Annotated in this window: 18 protein-coding genes; 7 read left to right on the top strand and 11 right to left on the bottom strand. The window is 68.8% G+C overall.

Features of this window, described 5'->3' with window-relative positions; all coding sequences use genetic code 11:
- Positions 1-53: 53 nt before the first annotated feature.
- The 5 genes from ACFWRT_RS13395 to ACFWRT_RS13375 are packed head-to-tail and all read right to left on the bottom strand — an operon-like array spanning position 54 to position 3,887.
- On the bottom strand, positions 54-1,382 hold the full coding sequence (locus tag ACFWRT_RS13395; protein WP_380949238.1) for a cytochrome P450 family protein: 1,329 nt from the start codon (positions 1,380-1,382) through the stop codon (positions 54-56).
- Entirely contained in the window at positions 1,379-2,005 is a 627-nt protein-coding gene (locus ACFWRT_RS13390; RefSeq protein ID WP_380949239.1) for a GTP-binding protein, read from the bottom strand. The genes ACFWRT_RS13395 and ACFWRT_RS13390 overlap by 4 nt, the downstream gene beginning before the upstream one ends.
- The gene (locus ACFWRT_RS13385; protein WP_380949240.1) at positions 1,971-2,342 is read right to left on the bottom strand and encodes a DUF742 domain-containing protein; all 372 of its coding nucleotides are present in this window, start codon (positions 2,340-2,342) and stop codon (positions 1,971-1,973) included. The genes ACFWRT_RS13390 and ACFWRT_RS13385 overlap by 35 nt, the downstream gene beginning before the upstream one ends.
- On the bottom strand, positions 2,329-2,772 hold the full coding sequence (locus tag ACFWRT_RS13380) for a roadblock/LC7 domain-containing protein (RefSeq protein ID WP_380949241.1): 444 nt from the start codon (positions 2,770-2,772) through the stop codon (positions 2,329-2,331). The genes ACFWRT_RS13385 and ACFWRT_RS13380 overlap by 14 nt, the downstream gene beginning before the upstream one ends.
- Complete coding sequence (locus ACFWRT_RS13375; RefSeq protein ID WP_380949242.1) at positions 2,772-3,887, bottom strand: ATP-binding protein; 1,116 nt, start codon at positions 3,885-3,887, stop codon at positions 2,772-2,774. Before ACFWRT_RS13375 ends, ACFWRT_RS13380 begins: the two co-directional genes overlap by 1 nt.
- A gap of 562 nt (positions 3,888-4,449) precedes the next feature.
- Between ACFWRT_RS13375 and ACFWRT_RS13370 the strand changes: the two genes are divergently transcribed.
- Positions 4,450-5,838: a Tat pathway signal protein gene (locus ACFWRT_RS13370; protein WP_380949243.1), complete on the top strand. Its 1,389-nt coding sequence runs from the start codon at positions 4,450-4,452 to the stop codon at positions 5,836-5,838.
- A 72-nt stretch (positions 5,839-5,910) separates the two neighbouring features.
- Positions 5,911-6,402: an SAM-dependent methyltransferase gene (locus ACFWRT_RS13365; protein ID WP_380949244.1), complete on the top strand. Its 492-nt coding sequence runs from the start codon at positions 5,911-5,913 to the stop codon at positions 6,400-6,402.
- Positions 6,403-6,964: 562 nt separating this feature from the next.
- Here the strand turns inward: ACFWRT_RS13365 and ACFWRT_RS13360 are convergent.
- From ACFWRT_RS13360 to ACFWRT_RS13350, 3 genes are all read right to left on the bottom strand, one after another.
- Entirely contained in the window at positions 6,965-8,797 is a 1,833-nt protein-coding gene (locus tag ACFWRT_RS13360; RefSeq protein ID WP_380949245.1) for a glycoside hydrolase family 15 protein, read from the bottom strand.
- Between the two features lie 198 nt (positions 8,798-8,995).
- Positions 8,996-9,550 (bottom strand): AAA family ATPase, encoded by a 555-nt coding sequence (locus tag ACFWRT_RS13355; RefSeq protein ID WP_380949246.1) that lies wholly within the window; start codon positions 9,548-9,550, stop codon positions 8,996-8,998.
- Positions 9,547-10,059 carry an ATP-binding protein gene (locus tag ACFWRT_RS13350; protein WP_380949247.1) on the bottom strand — a complete coding sequence of 171 codons (513 nt, stop codon included), beginning with the start codon at positions 10,057-10,059 and terminating at the stop codon, positions 9,547-9,549. The genes ACFWRT_RS13355 and ACFWRT_RS13350 overlap by 4 nt, the downstream gene beginning before the upstream one ends.
- 280 nt (positions 10,060-10,339) lie before the next feature.
- Between ACFWRT_RS13350 and ACFWRT_RS13345 the strand changes: the two genes are divergently transcribed.
- From ACFWRT_RS13345 to ACFWRT_RS13335, 3 genes are all read left to right on the top strand, one after another.
- Positions 10,340-11,725 carry a helix-turn-helix domain-containing protein gene (locus tag ACFWRT_RS13345; RefSeq protein WP_380949248.1) on the top strand — a complete coding sequence of 462 codons (1,386 nt, stop codon included), beginning with the start codon at positions 10,340-10,342 and terminating at the stop codon, positions 11,723-11,725.
- A 31-nt stretch (positions 11,726-11,756) separates the two neighbouring features.
- On the top strand, positions 11,757-12,659 hold the full coding sequence (locus tag ACFWRT_RS13340; RefSeq protein WP_380949249.1) for a phosphotransferase family protein: 903 nt from the start codon (positions 11,757-11,759) through the stop codon (positions 12,657-12,659).
- Between the two features lie 154 nt (positions 12,660-12,813).
- Positions 12,814-13,320 (top strand): hypothetical protein, encoded by a 507-nt coding sequence (locus tag ACFWRT_RS13335; protein WP_380949250.1) that lies wholly within the window; start codon positions 12,814-12,816, stop codon positions 13,318-13,320.
- 127 nt (positions 13,321-13,447) lie between these two features.
- Here the strand turns inward: ACFWRT_RS13335 and ACFWRT_RS13330 are convergent, their stop codons facing one another.
- From ACFWRT_RS13330 to ACFWRT_RS13320, 3 genes are all read right to left on the bottom strand, one after another.
- Positions 13,448-14,137, bottom strand: a complete 690-nt coding sequence (locus ACFWRT_RS13330) for a GntR family transcriptional regulator (RefSeq protein ID WP_381121278.1) — start codon at positions 14,135-14,137, stop codon at positions 13,448-13,450.
- Between the two features lie 616 nt (positions 14,138-14,753).
- On the bottom strand, positions 14,754-15,827 hold the full coding sequence (locus ACFWRT_RS13325) for a response regulator (RefSeq protein WP_380949252.1): 1,074 nt from the start codon (positions 15,825-15,827) through the stop codon (positions 14,754-14,756).
- The gene (locus tag ACFWRT_RS13320) at positions 15,820-15,984 is read right to left on the bottom strand and encodes a hypothetical protein (RefSeq protein WP_380949253.1); all 165 of its coding nucleotides are present in this window, start codon (positions 15,982-15,984) and stop codon (positions 15,820-15,822) included. The genes ACFWRT_RS13325 and ACFWRT_RS13320 overlap by 8 nt, the downstream gene beginning before the upstream one ends.
- A gap of 553 nt (positions 15,985-16,537) precedes the next feature.
- Here ACFWRT_RS13320 and ACFWRT_RS13315 point away from each other — a divergent pair.
- Together ACFWRT_RS13315 and ACFWRT_RS13310 are read left to right on the top strand one after the other, a co-directional pair.
- Positions 16,538-17,305: a terpene synthase family protein gene (locus ACFWRT_RS13315; protein ID WP_381121276.1), complete on the top strand. Its 768-nt coding sequence runs from the start codon at positions 16,538-16,540 to the stop codon at positions 17,303-17,305.
- Positions 17,263-17,472 carry a hypothetical protein gene (locus ACFWRT_RS13310; RefSeq protein ID WP_380949255.1) on the top strand — a complete coding sequence of 70 codons (210 nt, stop codon included), beginning with the start codon at positions 17,263-17,265 and terminating at the stop codon, positions 17,470-17,472. The genes ACFWRT_RS13315 and ACFWRT_RS13310 overlap by 43 nt, the downstream gene beginning before the upstream one ends.

Raw genomic sequence — 17,472 nt, 5'->3', positions numbered from 1 at the left:
TCCCTCGATCAGTTCAGCGGCGCGGGCATCTGCAGGCGGGCGGTGGAGAGGAGCTACGGGCCGGTGTGGCCGGCCGGGCAGGTGGCCGGCAGCCACGTCTGCCAGCTCGCGGGCGTGGGCGCGGCTTCGCGCCTCTGGTCGGCCGGCGGTGCGGTGGTGTACGGGTTCGACGGCCACGGCGGTTCGCTGCGGGTGGTCGCCGTGACGGGGGTGAAGCGGGCGGGAAGGGCTTCGAGCGCGTGGTGGTAGGGGCCGGGCCGGTTACGGACCTCGGCCGCGTCCACGCCGAGGTGGAGGTCGGGGAGCCGGTGGATGAGCTGGGTGAGGGCGATCGTGGTGATGGTGGTGGCCATGCTGCTGGCCGGACAGGTGTGCGGGCCCAGGGACCACGCCATGTGGGCGCCGGTGCCCAGGACGGCGGGGTCCTGGGCGGCGGCCTCGTAGGACATGAGGATGGGCATCTCGGGCACCAGTTGCCGGCCGTGGAACGTCACGGGGCGGCGGGCGTAGTGGGCCCCGTAGTTCGCCATCGGCGGGCGGGTGGCCAGGACACGGTTGATGAGGGGCATGACGTCGAGGGTTCCGTTGACGACTTCGGTGTAGATGTCGTCGTCGACGAAGTACTCCAGCAGGCTGTTGCCGAGGAGGTTGGTGGTGGGTTCCTGCCCGGCGGCGACGGTCAGCACGAAGTGGTGCTGCAGTTCACCGTCGTTGAGCCGTGCGGGGTGCTGCATCATGGCAGTGGCGAGGTCCGGGCCGGGTTGGGCCTTCTTCGAGGCGAGCAGGCCGCCCATGTAGCCCTCGAATTCCCGGGTTGCGGCGACGACTTCTGCGCCCACGCCCTCCATGAGTCCTGCCAGGGAGGACACCAGCCGGGGGGCCTGGTCGTCGGGCTGTCCGAAGAGCCGGTTGAACAGGTAGCTGGGCAGCGGCCGAGCGAACTGCCGGATCAGGTCGCACGTGCCGTCGTCGACGAACTGATTGATGAGGTGGTCGGCGACGACCCGCACTGTGTCGCGCAGGTGGTGGGGTTCGACGGAAGCCAGCGCGTCGGAGATGACCCGCCGGTAGCGGGCGTGCTGGGCGCCGTCGGTGAACAGCGGATTCGGTCGCGGGCCGAGCATGCCGAGCACCGGGTGGTCGGCGGGGAGCTGTGCGGCCCAGTCGGTGGGGTCCTTCTTGAAGCTCTCCTTGTCCAGCAGCACCTCCTGGGCGGCCTCGTAGGAGACGACCAGCCAGCCGAGGATTCCCGGCACGATCTCCACGGGGGCCACCGGGCCGTAGTGCTCGCGCATGCTGGAGTAGTAGGCGGGCCGGTTGCCGGCCTGGGCGAAGTGGTCGGTGTGCAGTCGGTAGTACGGCGGCGGGGGCGGTGTGCTCATCGGGCGGCGTCCCGGGGGTAGGTGGTCATGACGTGCTCGACGAGCTGGATGAGCGCATCGATGGAGGAATTGCGATCGCAGGCGTTGAAGTGGATGAGCGGGGTCTCCCCGCTCAGGTCCAGGCCCGCGCGCACCGCGGAGTCCTCGATGTACGGGGCCCCGGGGAACTCGTTGACGGCGACGATGTAGGAAAGGCCGGAGCGCTCGACGAGGTCCATGGCCTCGAAGGACGCCGCGGGACGCCGCAGGTCCAGTAGCAGAAGCGCCCCGTGCGCCCCGAAGGTCACGTCGTCCCACACGCTCTTAAAGCGTTCCTGCCCGGGGGTGCCGAACAGGTAGATCACCGGTGCGGTGGGATCGTGAGGGTCCAGCGTGAGGCGTCCGAAGTCCGTGGCCACGGTCGTGGTGGTCTTCTCCGGGGTGTAGTCGAGGAGATCGACCGCAGCGCTGACGGCGGTCAAGGGCTGCTCGGTGTGCAGCGACCGCATTTCCGAGACGGACGCGACCATGGTGGTCTTGCCGACCCCGAAGCCGCCCGCCACGACGATCTTGACCAGGGGCGCTTCCTCCGGCACATAGCCGGGGACACTAGGCGGCTGCGTCCTTGAGCTTGCGGAGGCCATGAATGACTCTCTCCATGAGATCGATGTCGGTTCGGGCGGCGGGAGGGACGGCCTGGACGAGGCCAAGGTCCGCGAGGTCGCACGCGAGGATCCGGATCGCGAGGGGCGGCTGACGCAGATACGCCGCGGCGTCGACCAGCGTCAGCGAGCCGCCCCGCACGGCGTCGAACAGGTCCTGCTGCGCGGGGCTCAGGCGCTGGTCCGGTCGGGGCTCCCCCCGCAGCCACACCAGGCGCGTCAGCAGGTCCTCCAGGCCCTTGATCACCCTGCGGGGCTGCGTGCGCCCCTCGGTCGCCAGGTAGGTGGGGATCTCCCGGGGACGCTCACGCCTGGGCACGGTCCGCTACTTCCGGGGCGAACCACTCGGAGAACTTGACGATGTCGTAGGCCACCTTGCCGAGGTCCGCTCCCGCCGACAGCCACAGCAAGGCCCGCACGCCCGGGCCGACCCGCTCCAGCATCAGGTATCCGCCGCCGCCACCATGGAGTTCGACGGTCACCTGACCCGCCGTCTGTTTGTCATCCGAGGCGGGGAAGAGCTCGGCGAGGGCCTGCATGGTGCCGAAGACCGAGGCGCCCAGGGCGGAGGCGCCGTCGGACGGGTCCCGGTCGGCGCCCGCGTCGGTGCCCAGCCGCAGACCGTCCCCGGAGCACAGCACGACGTGCCGCGCGTCGGTTGTCTCCAGCAGACGCTGGGCGTGGCCGTTGTACTTGCTCTGCAGGGGTGTCTGTTCGGTGGGCGCGGTGAACCGCGGGCTGGTGTTCATCAGGACTCCCGGGAATCGACGTCGGACGGGTGATCGGTGTGGGGGGAGGGCTCGTGACGGGCCCGCTGGGTTCCGGACTGGAGGGAGGCATAGGCGGACTGCACGGCCGCGGCGTCCCGGAGCGGCAGAGGCTCGGGCTCGTGGTCCACGGGCGCGCCGGGGCTCTTGCGCTGGCGCTGGGGGAAGCCGTCGCGCGTGGGAAGCGCGGTACGGGACGGGTCGGCCGGCTGCTGGAGTTGCGGAGCCTGGACCAGTGCCGGCTCCGGCTGGGGCAGCGGGTCCAGCCGCACACCGGACCCCTCGGGGCGCTGCCGCCCGCTCACCGCAACGAGAAGACTCGCGTCGATGTGCAGGTTCACCCGCAGGCCGCGGGCCGGGGAGGGGTCCAGCGTGAGGTTCAGCCCCTCGAACCGGCTGACGAGACGGCCGACCGCCGCCAGTCCCAGCCGCGGCGGGGAACCGGCATCCCGCAGAAGCAGGCGCGGGGACTCCAGCATCTGCCGGACGAACAGCTGCTTCTCCACCGTGTCGAGCCCCGGGCCGCTGTCGGCGATGGTGATCAGCACACCGGTAGCGGTCGGGTGGGCCTCGGCGCTGACCAGCCCGGACCCGACCGAGCAGTAAACCGCGTTGTCGAACAGCTCGGCGAGCACCATGATCAGCGGTTCGGCAACCGGAGCCTGAAGACCCAGGTCCCGGCCGTCGGGCTCCGCAGGGACGTGGCTGACCGCCGACACCCGCTGGTGCTTCACAATCCGCGAGCGGGCCGTCTCCAGGGCGGTCATGATCGTGGTGTCCTCCCGCGCGGTGCCCGGGAGGTCACCGCAGACCACCGCAGTGCGCTGTACCTGCCGGTGCAGCAGCACGAGCCGGTGATCGATCCCGTACAGGTCTCCCAGAAGGTCCGGGGCGTTCACCGCCTTGTACTGGGCCTGCTCCACGAGCTGTACCGCCTGGGCTGCCAGGGCACGCGTCGTGCCCATCACGGACCGAACGACCTCCTGGGCGGACTGGTCGGTGCGGATCCGGTCCTCCCGTACCGCTTCGGTCACCACGGCCAAGACCTGCTCGCACGCCCGGGCCACCGGGCCGGCCAGCAGACGCTCATCTGCCATGCCGGACACCGGAACACCAGGGCGACGCAGCCCCTCGACCGCTGCAGGAAGCCGAACAGCGGCAAGGTGCCTCACCTCAGTCACCACAGCCTGACTGTGCTGCTCCGCTCGGGCCGCCTGCGCCCGGGCCTGCTCGGCCGCCTTGCGAAGAGTCTGGGCGGTGGCCTCCATCGTCTGCCGCCCGGCCTGCGCGTCCGCCTTGGCCCGTACCGCCTGCGCGCGGGCACGGCGGAGAAGTATCCCGAACACCACCGCTGCGAGAACGGCCAGCCCGAGAGCGGCGTAGACGGCGTGGACCAACATCAGCCCACCTGCCCGGTGCAGATCGCCCACGGGAGGCCCGGGTGGACCTGATGGCTGGGGAACAACACGGCAACTCCAAGAGGTGAAGAAAACGGGGAACGTCCAGAGGACGGGCGACGGCGGGCGATCATGTCCAGCAGTGCGGGTTGCACGCACCGGCTACGTTGAGGAAACCGCCAACTACCCTTGGCGAACAGCCTTCGTGGGGGGTGGACCCCGTCAAAGGCGTCAAAGATCATTTCGAGGTCGGGGATCGTCCATGGCTCGCATGCGCAACGAGGCGCTGGCCGCCCGGATTACCGAGGCCGGCTGGACACAGCCCAAGGCCGCGGCGGCCGTCCGCCGTGTCGCCGAGGAGGTCGGGGCCCGGGACCTGGCCGCGGTCAGCCGCTCTCACATCGCCATGTGGATCATGGGCACGCGTCCCAGCGGGCAGGCGCCGCATATCCTCTGCGAGACGCTGACGCGAAAGCTCGGCCGCACCATCACCCTCACCGACATCGGGCTGCCCGGCGTGCAGAGCCAGGACGTCACCGGGGAAGAAGACTGGGAGGCCGACACCCTGACCGCGCTGACCGAGCTGGGAAGAGACGACCTCGACATGCTCCACCGACGCCAACTCCTGGCGGACACCGCCTACTCCGTCGCCGGACTCGCCGTCCCGGCAACTTCCTGGTGGAAAGATGCCCCCTCCGTAGCCGCGCAGCGCCGCGTCCACTCCCAGACCACCGTCACCCCGGCCGACGTCGACGACATCCGCCAGACCACCGCGTTCTTCTCCGCCCGCGACCAGCGCCGCGGGGGCGCCGCCGGCCGCTCGGCGCTCGCCGCCCACCTCAGCCTGGAAGCCGCCCCGCTCCTCTCCAGCCGCTTCCCCAGCGAACAGCTGCGCCGCGAGCTGTACTCCGCGACCGCCGAGATGACCTACCTCGCCGGCTGGATGGCCTTCGACGCGGGTGAACACCGCCGCGCCCAGAGATACTTCACCCTCGCGGTGAAACTCGCCGCCGAGGCCGGCGACGGTCCGCTCGCCGGACACACACTGCGGGCCATGGCCCACCAGGCGGTCGACCTCAAGCACCCCAGCCAGGCACTCGACCTCGCCGTAGCGTCCATGGCCGCCGACCGGTACGGGCAGGCCAGCTGGCGGGAGAAAGCCCTGCTGGGCATCGTCCACGCCCGCGCCCTGGCAGCCACCGGCGACCGCAGAGGCACCCTCGCCGCGATCAGCCAGGCCGAACGGGACCTCAGCCGCGACACCGGCGATGCCCCCGACCGCGTCTCCTTCTTCGCCAGCGCCTCGCTGTCGCACGAGACCGCCTGCGCCCTGCGCGACCTCGGCAGCCTCCGCGACGCCGAGGCCCACTTCAAGGAGAGCGTCGCCACACGCCGCAGGCAGCAGTTCGCCCGCACCCACAGCGTCACCCTCGGCTACCTCGGCTCTGTCCAGATCCGCCGAGGAGGACTCGACGAAGGATGCGCCACGTACAGCCAAGCCATGGACGCCATGGACGGCATCAGCTCCGGCCGCGCCCGAGACGTCATCGTCCAGATGCAGCGCGACCTCTCCCCGGTCCGCCGCCGAGGCGGACGGCAGCTCACCGAACTTGACCAGCGCGCCCGGGAGATGCTCCGCGCCATAGGCTGAGCGCATCAAGGGAACACCACCCCGTGCCAGCTCTACGGGAGCGGCCAGGGCTGAAGCAGGGAGAGCACCGAGTTGACCGCGCAGCAACCGCTCCAGGTCGTCCCGATCGCCACCGTCGTCGGGGGGCACACCGAGGTCCTCGACGACTACCAGGGCGGCGTCGAGTCCATCATCCGGCTCCACGACACCTACCCGCCCGACGAGATGTTCCAAGGACTCGAGGAATTCAGCCACATCACGGTGACATGGCACTTCCACCGCGCCAGCCCCGACGACGTCCATCTCCACGCCCGCAGCCCGCGCAACAACCCCCGCTGGCCCGCGACCGGCCCCCTCGCCCACCGCAACCACCGCCGGCCCAACCAGCTCGCCATCACCTACCCGCGCCTGCTCGACATCGACGGCCGCGACCTTCTCGTCACCGATCTCGACGCCGTCGACGGCACCCCCGTGGTCGACATCGGCCCGTACTTCACTGCCATGGGGCCACGCGGACCGGTCAAGGAGCCCGCGTGGCCCGGCGAAATGCTCAAGGACTACTGGCGGGACGCGGAGAGCCGGTAAGCCGCCGACGGACACCTCGGCCACCTCAAGTGCACCGCACCTGGGGGAGTTCAGCAGGTCACGCGACTCCGAATCTGGCTGGGACCGCACGACGGAGACCATCGGCAAGGGCCCATCGGCCAGCCGAGTCGACTGCCGCTCACCAGGAACGTCCTGGACGGGTTCAACGACTCCGCCAACCAAGGGGTGGAGACAGAACGGAGCGCTGAAAGCGCGGCCGTGGAGATTCCCGCGCCTCGCCCAGTACATCGCGTGCTCGTCGGTGAACCTCAGCGGCGGCACGAACATCATCCCGCTGCTCAGGATCTCCACCTGCGGGCCCCAGTCCATGAAGAGGTGGGAGGACGGGGGCAGGATCAGGGTCCAGGCGTCACCCTCGCAGATGGCCGCTCCCAGGTACTGGTCGCGGGTGGGACTGGGGTTGGTGAACAGGTCCAGAGCCAGAGCCAGGGGCAGCCGCAGCGCCGTGAACTTCTTGCCGACCGGCATCTCGAACGGGATGGTGGCCGTACGAGCCAGCGGGAAGAGGTCATCGATCGAGTCGCCGACGTTCATGCCATGATCACCTCTTCCCGCTGCTGACCGGACGAGGGACGGTTGCGATCGCTCCGAGGACGGCCCCGACATGTGAGAAGGCCTGCGGGTAGTTCCCCAGCTGGCGGCCAGTCTCCGGATCCCATTCCTCCGCGAGCAGGCCGAGGTCGTTGCGGATCTGGAGCAGCTGATGCATGAAGATCTCGGCCTCCTCCGGGCGGCCGATCGCGGCCAGGGCGGCGATCAGCCATCCCATGCAGATGAGGAACGCGCCCTCGTCTCCCGGTAGGCCGTCCACGCCCTTGTCATCGCCCTCGGTGGGGTAGCGCAGGAGGAACCCGCCCTGGGTGGACAGCTCCCTCTGGATGGCCTTGACGGTGCCGACGATCCGCGGGTCGTGCGGCGGCAGGAATCCGCTGGTGACGATGTGCAGCAGCGACGCGTCGAGCTCCCGCGATCCGTAGGACTGGGTGAAGGTCTTCCGGTCCGGGTCGTAGCCACGGTCGCAGACCTGCGTGTGCAGCCGGTCGCGGATCCCCATCCACCGGTCGACGGGGCCGTCACCGTGGCCTGCTGCTATCAGCCGGACGGCGCGGTCGAAGGCGATCCAGGCCATGATCTTGGAGTGGACGAAGTGCCGGCGGGGCCCGCGGACCTCCCAGATCCCCATGTCCGGCTTCTCGAAGACGTCCTCCAGGCAGGTGACCAGTCCGGTGACGAGCGGAGCCACGACAGGCGCGAGGCTCGGGTCGTGCAGCTGCGCCTTGAAGAGGGCATCGACGACTTCGCCGTAGACGTCGATCTGCAGCTGCCCGGCTGCGGCGTTCCCGATCCGTACGGGCGCGGAGCCCGCAAACCCCGGCAGCCAGTCGAGGACCTGCTCGGTGAGGTCGCGCTCGCCCCCGACCCCGTACATGATCTGGAGGCTCTCCGGGCGGCCGTCGAAGACCCGCTGGAGCCACTTGACCAGCTTCGTGAACTCTTCCACGTAGCCGCAGCTGAGGAGGGCCTCGCCCATCAGCGCGGAGTCGCGGAGCCAGGAGAACCGGTAGTCCCAGTTGCGGACCCCGCCGATCTCCTCGGGCAGCGACGTCGTGGGCGCCGCCACGAATGCGCCCGTCGGCTCGTACTGCAGGGCCTTGAGCGTGATCAGCGACCGTTCGACAGCGTCACGGTCGGGCCCGGCGTAGGTACTCCGCGAAATCCAGTCCTGCCAGAACGCCTGCGTCTGATTCAGCAGCCGGTTGCCGTCCGGCACCGGAGGGGCGTCGGTCCCCGGCTGCCAGGAGAGAGAGAAGGCCAGCGTCTCCCCCTCCGAGAGAGTGAAATCCGAGCTCAGATCTCCGCCCTCCGTACAGATCAGAACGGGAGTGGGAGCATCCAGCCACAGATTGCCGACTCCGAGGTCGACACTGGCCCTGACCCCGTCCGATGCCAGGTCCGGCACCCGGCAGCCGTAACCGGGCCGGGCGCGCAGGAGGGACCGCATCGGCACGCACCCGCTGATGCCCTTCACGATGCGGACCAGCTGGGCGGTCTCGTCGCCGACGGGCATGAAGTCCAGGAGCTGAATGGTGCCTGCCGGGGTGAGCCAGGTGGATTCCAGGATCAGTGTGCCGTCGAGGTAGCGCCGACGGTTCAGCGTCGGCGTGGTCCCGTTGAGGCCCACGGGTCCGAGGGTCCACTGTCCGTGCTTCTCCGAGCCCAGGAGGCGAGCGAAGACTGCAGCTGAGTCAAACCTGGGCACGCACAGCCAATCGATGCTGCCGGCCCGGTCGACCAGCGCGGCCGTACGGAGATTCCCGATCAGGCCGTAGTCCTCGATGCGCGTTGCGCGCTGCGTCGTGCCGGGTCGTCCCAAAGGAGCGCCCGCGCCGGTCGCTTTGGGGGAGGGGATGAGTCCTCCTTGGGTAGCGACCGCCTGAGGAAGGGCTCTGCTCGTGGGGAGGAGACGGCTGTTCATGAGATCCGATCTCGTTCGTATGATGCCTGGCGAATGGGCACACCAGGTTGGGGGAGCGGCAGGATTCGGGCGGGCTGGAGGTGCACGCGGAACGCGTCAGTGCGCCTCGGACATGGCTGCACGCACTCCATCGGGGCCCTGGCTTCCGTCGTGCGACGGTTCGACGCGGGTTGGAGCGCCGAGACAGGACAGTGCGATCTGCAGAGCGGCCGACGCTGGTGCACTCATGTCGACCAGGTGCGTGCGGTCTCGGGGTACGGCGTCGAGGTGGCCTTCTACGGGCTGGCAGCGACGGCTTCGCGGTCGTCGCTCGCTCTCCCTGCCCGGGTGGACGCACTCCACGACGTGGAGCTCTTGGCCGAGTGCTCGGGAGAAGCGGAGCAATCCAACGACCTCTGCCGTGCGTCCGGCCCGTTGGGCGTCGAGAACGATGGTCCGCGTCGGTTCGATGTCCAGGTTCCAGGCCGTGGCCTGCAGCAGGAGGTCGCACAGCCAGCCGTCCTTCTCCTCAGACAGCGGATGGCCATCGCGAGGGAAAAGAACCCTGTGCAGCTCTTCCTTGCTCAACAGATGGGCGCCGAGCTTGTCAGCAAGCCCCCGTGCGAGGACCGACTTCCCGGTGCCGCGTGATCCGTGGAGGTAGATGATCACAGGCCGCACACCGCCGAGGAGGGACAGGTGGAGACGCATCGGAAGAACGCCCATACCGCCTTGCCGCGGCCCTCGCCCAGCTGCTCGGCCGTCCAGCAGGTGGATTCGAACGCCACCAGCTGCATTCCTCGTCCGTCAACGGCCTCAGCCGACCGGTGCTCCCGAAGGACCGGCATGGCCGACGACCGGTCCTCGACCCTCACGCCGATAGCCACACCTGGCAGGAACCGGATCGAGAACGCGATCTCCGGCCTACCGTCGACTCCCGAGGCTCCATGCTGAATCGCGTTGCTCATCAGCTCGCTGATCGTCAGAACGACGCGATCCACCAGACCGCCGGTATGGGGGACCTCCCATGCAGCAAGTCGCTCCCGAGCGATTTGCCTGGCGCGGCCGGCGGAACGGGGCTCATGAGGAAAGTCGACCGAGAACTGCCGCAGGGCGGCGGTGGGGGCCAAATACGAGAGGAACTCCGCCGGTGTATCAGGTGCTGTTGCGGTCAATACCATGACAGAACCTCCAGATGCCAACGATCGCCGTGCTCTGCGCACTCTCACGCTCTGACATTCGGAGGGCTCCGGGGCGGGCCCGTCGCTCACGGGTCTGGAGTGTCTCCGAATCGGAGGTAAGAGTTCTGCGCCGAGGCAGCCTTCGCCAAGTGCCACCGCTTACACATGTGTGAGTCAGGGCGAGGCCGATTACACAATCCACAGAGGAAGTTGCACATTCTTGACGCCGTCGAGCTGGCGTGAGACTAGGCTTTATCTCGCGATCGATCAGGAGGGCCGCATGGTGGAGCCTGTACCGCTCTCGACGCCCCACGGGCCGGGGTGTGCCAAAGCGCTGCGGCGGGACGGCGAGGAGGCAGGGCTTCCGCCGCTGCAGATCGCCAAGAACATCCACCGTCACTGCGGCGTCTCACTTCTGCGAGCCCAACGCCTCGCCCTCGGCCTGACGCTGGAGAAAGCAGCGACAGCTCTGCGCGCTCTCCCGGGAGCCGGGAGCCGAGGCGCGCCAAGGCTGGATCGGATCCAGCTGGGACACTGGGAAAGCGGCGATCGCACGCCGAAGGCCGCCACCGTCGGTCTCCTCTGCCGCTTCTACGGCTGCTCTGCCGAAGATCTCGGATTCACGGACACGGCCGCGAGCCTTCCAGTCGCTATGCGTGCCCCGGGCCTCGGCGCGGCGCCAGCAGAAGACGACGACAGCATGTTCGACCGACAGTTCGACCAGGCCCGCCGAGCTGTTGACCGGACACTGGCCGCCTCCAGTGTCAGCGCCGGGCAGCTCGACCTTCTGGACGAACAGGTCCTCGAAGCCCGGCACCAATACGTGTACACACCACCCGCGCCGATGCTCACCGCGCTCCTGACCCACTTGGGAGAGGTGAACAGCCTCGCTGCCGACCGCCAACCAGCCGTAGTGCAGGTCCGTTTATCGGAGCTGACGGCGATGCTTTCCACGCTCATCGCCGACGGCCTGATGAAGCTGGGCAGGCTCAGCCAGTCCCGCTACTGGTACCGCACCGCGAGGGCGGCCGCCGACGACAGCGGCAACAACGAACTCCGGGCCCGAGTGCGCGCCCAGGCTGCGATGCTGCCGTTCTATTACGGCCCCGTCGAAACCGCCGTAGCCCTCACACGAGAGGCCCGCATGCTCTGCCACGGGCGCCCGAGCGCAACCGGAGCCTTCGCCGCAGCCGCGGAAGCCCGTGCACACGCAAAACTCGGAAATGAAGAGGCCGCTCTCACAGCCATCAACCACGCCACCCGGGTCTTCGAGCAGAGCGGCGCGGGCGGGCACGACGCCGATGCCTTCAGCTTCCCGGAACGACGCTTCCACCTCTACGAGAGCGGAACCTACACCGCCCTCGGGCGCACCAGGCAGGCCCGTCGGGCCCAAACGCAGGCCCTTGCCCTCTACCCGGCGAAGACGGGAATCGACCCCGCGCTGCTTCTTCTCGAAGGAGCTATCTGCCTCGCCAAGGACCGCAGCCCCGCCGAAGCCTGCGAAATGGCCGGCAGCACCTACCTCCGGATGGCCGCCGCGCACCGGACGTCCATCGTGGACGAGCGCGCCCGCGACGTTCTGACGGCTCTGCCCCCCGCCGTCCGTAAGTCGCGCTCAGCCCGCGACCTCAACCAGCTCCTCGCGCTGCCCCCAGGCGAGATGTGACAGCAGCCGCCGCGTCCGTCAGCCTGGAGCCATGAGCAACCCGACGCCGGCGCCCGGCGGATACGACGGTCCTGAAGTACAAGCAATTCTCGCGCGGGCATGCGCGGCCGCCGGCCTGAACGGCTCGAATCCACAACTCCTTCGGGGTCACACGAACGCGGTCATCCTGCTGGAGAACGAGGGAGTCGTCGTAAAGATTGCCCGGAGGGGCACCCCTGCGGCCCATGTCTCGCGCACCGTGCAAGCCGTACGTCACCTCTCCCGCCTCGGTTTCCCGACGGTTTCCCTCCACGCTGTCGAGCAGCCGATCCTCGTAGATGAGCACGCCGTCACCATCTGGACGTATCTTCCCCAGCCCGGCCCACCGATCTCGGCCGAGGAACTGGCGCGGCCGCTGCGGGCGCTCCACTCCCTGGACATCCCGCAGATGAAGTTGCCAGCACACGACAACATCCGGGCTATCCGCAGGTCTCTCTCGGCGATATCGGCACTCCGAGCCGAGGAGACCAGCTTCCTGGCCGATCGCGTCAACGAACTGGAAGCCGAACTCAGCACCATTCACTTCGCCCTTCCACCAGCCCTTATCCAGGGTGACCCGCAGCACCGAAATGCCTTGCGCACCCCAGACGACGTCGTCCTATGCGACTGGGACACCCTCGCCGTCGGGCAGCCGGAATGGGACCTCATCACCGTCGAAGTGCACTGCCGCCGCTTCGGCTACGGCATGCCTCACTACCAGGCCTTCGCAGACACCTACGGCCACGACATCATCCTGGACCCCGGCTACAAGACCCTCGCAGCCATCCGCGAGCTCCGCATGGTGACCACCAACGCACGCAAGATTCACCACGCCCCCGAGACCATCACTGAAGTGAAGCGGCGTGTGCAGGGACTGCGTGACAACGACACCGAGCTTCGGTGGCACATTCTCTAAGCTCGCCGCCCATGCCGAGATCGGCGCGCCCAGCACGTACCCACCCGTCCCGCGTGGCACAACGCCGACCGTCGGGAGCAGGATGAAGTGCATAATGCCGATCGCAATGAGGCCTACCGGCTCCCGCCTGACTATTCCGATGAGGACTTCGACGATGACCATTGCCCAGGACCAGTCCGCCAGCGCCGCCCCTTTAGCACCGGGCCGGTGGACCATCACCGTGACAGACGGCACCACCACCACTGTGGAGGTGGAGCACCGGGAGGGCTTCGACCCGCAGACGTTCACCGAACATCTCCGGCGACTTCTCGGCTACTACACCTCCAACGTTCACCCGGTTCTCAACGGCGGATCCCCCTGGGACCGGGCCGAGGACGGCGACTCCTACACCACACCGGTTCACCCAGTCACCCAGGCCGCCTCACACACCGCCCACGTACGGCTCGACGACGGCCGGTGGACCCTCGTCGTGGACGACGGGACCAGCCAGCCCTACGGGGCGTCGAAAGACCCGTTCTCGGCCTCGCAGGCCACCCGGCAGCTCATCCAGGCCGGATTCGAAGTGCCCGGCCTCGAATACCACCGGCCCCTGCGCCACACCCCGTGGGCCGAGGCCGGGCAGGACAAGTACACCACCGTTTGCTACCCCAGCAAGCGCTGAGCTGGGCGACGAGCGGGCTCCGAATCTCCTGCGCTTTCACGGCCAGTGAGCCGGAGTCGGCACTGGCGGCGAAGGGGAGGCCCCGCGGTCCTGTCACAGCGACCGGATCCTGCGAGCCTGTGTGCCGTCAGTTCTTCGGCGTCGTCATCGCGGCCTCGAAGGGCCAGTAGTACCGATGGATCCGGGTGTACAAGACGTGGTAGGAGACCTTGCAGCGCCGGTGTCGGCTCCAGGCGATCAGGGTGTTCGACTCGCCCCACGCCTTGAACATGCTGTCCGGCGGGAGGTCGTCTCGTTGCTCAGGTCGCAGCAGTTCATCGCGGTCAGTCTTCGTGACGGCCTCGGTGACGACGGTCCCCACCTCCGAAGCCCGGTAGGTGACCGCTTTCCCCGGCTGGTTGAAGCTCTGCGTGACGAGATAACCCGCCCTGATCAGCGGGGCCAGACCGAACCGGACCGTCCCTATGGAAACTGCGAACTCCTCGTGCAACTCCCTCAGCGGCGGTATTCGCGTGCCCGGGGGGTACACCCCGTCGGCGAGCCGCTGGCGCATGGTCTTCTCGACCCACAGCCTGAGCGGCAGGTACCGGTCCTCCTCGGGGGTCGACCACTCCTGACCAGGGACCACGATCCGTGACCCGACCCCTCGCCTGGTCTCCACCAGGCCGTCTCTGCGCAGCAGCCACAGCGCGCTCGACACGATGGGGCAATACGGAGAGCCGGGCCAGGTGTACAGCTCCGCGTAGGTGAGCCTGGTCCCCGGTGGAAGTTCGCCGCGCTTGATCCAGTCGCGGATGTTCTCGTACAGAGCGTGCACCCGGAAATGATCATCGGGGCTCAGACGCTTGTACATGATGTCTGGTAGATCTTGTAACTCTGCCACGAGCGGTCAGCATAGCCAGGCGCAACCCGCTCGTGAGCATACTTCGGGGATTGGTGCCAACTGGCCTTTAAAGCGGGCGAGTTCCTTGGCGCGCTGGCCGCACGCGTGGCCATCGAGGGTTCCCAGGGTGCCTTCACGAGCGGCGTGGTGACACCCGACGATCCGAAGAGGGCGGCTGTGCAGGGCGCAACTGTGCAAGACGGCTCCGCCGCCCTGTCAGCCTGTGACGACGAAGCGCTGCGGAACTCGTGGACGGCGTCGTGCAGGCGCTGCGTGTTCGTACTGCTCGGCGAGCCCAGGTTCTCCCGGGCCACGTCCAGCAACACGGTCAGGTGCTGTCCACGGATCGGCCCGGTGACCGAGTGGCGGGCCATGGCGCTGGCTTGGTGCGACTGGCGCCGGTACGCGTCCGGCTGCACGTGGGCGAGCTGGCCGCGGGCAAGGTGGATCCGTCCGGCCACGCATGAACAGGTCGCGCGAAGAGCCCGCCGGCCGCCGAGCGGGGCAGGGGCGTGAGGGAACTCATCCGCGACGATGAGGTCGCCCGCTACTAGGCGATCCGGCGTTCGAGGTGGATCTCGGTGAAGACGGCGACTTTGGCGCGCAGGGCCCAGGGGTCGAAGGGCTTGCTGATGTAGTCGACCGCGCCGGCCGCGTATCCGCGGGCGGTGTGTTCGGGGTCGATGCCCATCGCGGTGAGGAAGATGATCGGCACGTCCCGGGTACGGGGCCGGCGCTTGATGTGGGCGGCGGTCTCGTAGCCGTCCATCCCGGGCATCTGCACGTCCATGATGATGACGGCGAAGTCCTCGTGGTCCAGCAGCGCCCTGAGGGCGTCGCGTCCGGAGGAGACGGTGACGAGGTCTTGGTCCAGCGTCTCCAGCACAGCGGTCAGGGCGAGCAGGTTGTCGGGCTGGTCGTCCATGACAAGCACCTTGGGCAGCCGCAGCGGTGGGGCCGCCGGGAGAGGGACGGGGTGCTCGACGGCGGCGAGCTGCCGCTCCAGCAGATCGCAGCGCGCCTCGGCGGCATCCCTCTGCGCCTGGGCCGCCTGGAGCTCGCCGCCCAGGCGCGTCACCTCCTGACGCAGCACCTCGCGCTCCCCGAGCAGTTCCGACACGTCGGGGTGGTCCGCTGCCAGCTGGCCGGCGTGCTCGCGCTCGGAGGTGAGGGCCGCCTCCATCTGGTTGAGGCGCACTTCCAGGCTGGCAATGCGGTTCTGACGTTCCAGCAGGGCATCGCCCAGGACATCGCCGCGCACGGTGGAGCGCCGCGAGACGTGATCCGCGTCGGCCAGCTGCCGCTCGATGATCTCCACCGCGTGCATCGGGGAGGCACTGGAGTCGAACGCGGAGCCGTGGAGGCCGCGGATCAGCTCGATGGCCTCGGCGGTAACGGTCGTACCGCGGTGCTCGGCGAGGTCCGTCATGATCCCCATGATCACCTCCCACGGGGGCAACCGGGTCCCGTTGAGGTAGCGCGAGAACGTGCCCGGGTCGCGACGGTGCCGGGCCGCATACCGGCGGACGGACACGCCCAGGCCCTCGAACAGCTCGCGCAGGGCCAGCGCGAGGGCCCGCGACTCCTGCGTCAGATCCTCTCCCAGGGGGCGCAACTCACCCACGGCCGTGCACCTCCCCGGCGGCCTCGGAGGCGATCAGGCAGTTGAAGAACGGGACCGCCAGCCCGACTACGCCGAGCCCGGCGAGAACACCGCCCGGAACACTTCCCTCCGCCATCCAGCACAGCAACCCCGCCACCAGGCCGCTGATCACCGCCATCAGAAACACCAACGCCGACCTCAGCGGCAATAACGGCTGGTACACAGCTCACCCCTCTCATCCATCCCGCCCTCATGACAGCGGGATCGCCCTACCCGGCACCGCGCCAGGTGGGTGAGGACCAGCATGGAGTGTGGCGCGACCGTTGCGTTCCGTGATCGTGACGGTGGCAACGGAACAGCAGGGCTCCGCATCACGCAATCCTGATGTTCGCCCAGGTCATCTGAGCCGCAGGACAGCCCGTTGCCATTTCGTGGTCGTGCAATGTTGGCGGCCTCGTTGGCAACAGTCGTCCGATCAGAGCGAGTCTGCCGCCTCGGGCAGCCGACCTCACGTGCAATGCCGGCGCTCCGCCCTTCATCAGATCGGCGGATCGGCCCGCAGCGCACTGGGCGGCGCCCTGGATGGGTATCCCGGTGTAGGGATTTTGTGGGCCGGACGGTACGGAGGAGGGGCGGGTGCGATGGGACTGGCTGGCGTGGTGCTGTACTTACCCTTTCCATCCCGATTGAACAGCGGGGCCGGGCAGGCGCAGGCGGCTGCCGTGGTCTGGATGGACCGCTTCGGCCTGTACGCCGACGCCGCGCACCGGGAGCGGTTGGTGGCGGCGGAGTGCGGGCTGCTCGGCGGATACTTCGTCCCCGACGCCGACCAGGAGCAGCTCCAGCTGGCCGCCGACTTCGCGACATGGAACGTGGCGTTCGACGACGAGTACTGCGACGAGGGCGAACTGGGCCGTTCTCCGGGGAGGTTCGTCCGCGTTCTGGGGTTGCTCCAGCGCTCGGTCGAGGTGCCGGAGGAAGCGGTGTTCGGCGATCGTTACGGCGTCGCGCTGCACGACCTGAGGATGCGGTTGCAGCACCTCGGTCCGCCCGAACAGGTGACGGCCTGGGCCGCGTCGATGCGAGGCTGGTTCCTCGCCGAGGCGTGGAAGTCGGGCAACGTCGCCGAGGGACGCCTACCGCGCCTCGGCGAGTATTCCGCGATTGTGCTCATCAGTGGCAGTGCGGAGGTGTGGACCGTGCTGTCCCCCTGGGCCGAGGGGTACGGCGTCCCCGGACGGGTGCGCGCGGACCGCCGCGTCCGGGCGCTGACGGAGATGGCGTGCTGGCTGCTGTCCTGGGACACCGGGCTGCTGTCGTGGCGCAGGGAACAGCGGGCGGGTGGTGACGGGCACAACGCCATCGACGTGGTGGCGCACACCTTCGGGGCCTCTTCCTTCGCCTTCGTCGTCATGTGCTCGACGAGCAGGGGAGCGAGGCGACGAGGTACGTGGGGATGCTGGAGCGACTGGTGCGCGGCGGTGTCGACTGGGCCGTAGGCTCCCTGCGCTACCGCGAGGACGCGGGTGCCGCGGTCCAGGTCAGTGAGGACCCGGCCGCGCTGCGCACCGGCGCGGGCGGCGCTATCCCGAGGGAAGCCTGGGGCCCGGTGGGCTGGTGGTGGCTCCACGACCCCGACACGTGCCGGAAACAGGGGATGCTCTGA

This window comes from Streptomyces cyaneofuscatus (genome assembly GCF_042718795.1).
GTDB lineage: Bacteria > Actinomycetota > Actinomycetes > Streptomycetales > Streptomycetaceae > Streptomyces > Streptomyces cyaneofuscatus_A.
The sequence above is the reverse complement of the archived record's forward strand: the minus strand, read 5'-3'. Positions and strand labels throughout refer to the sequence as shown.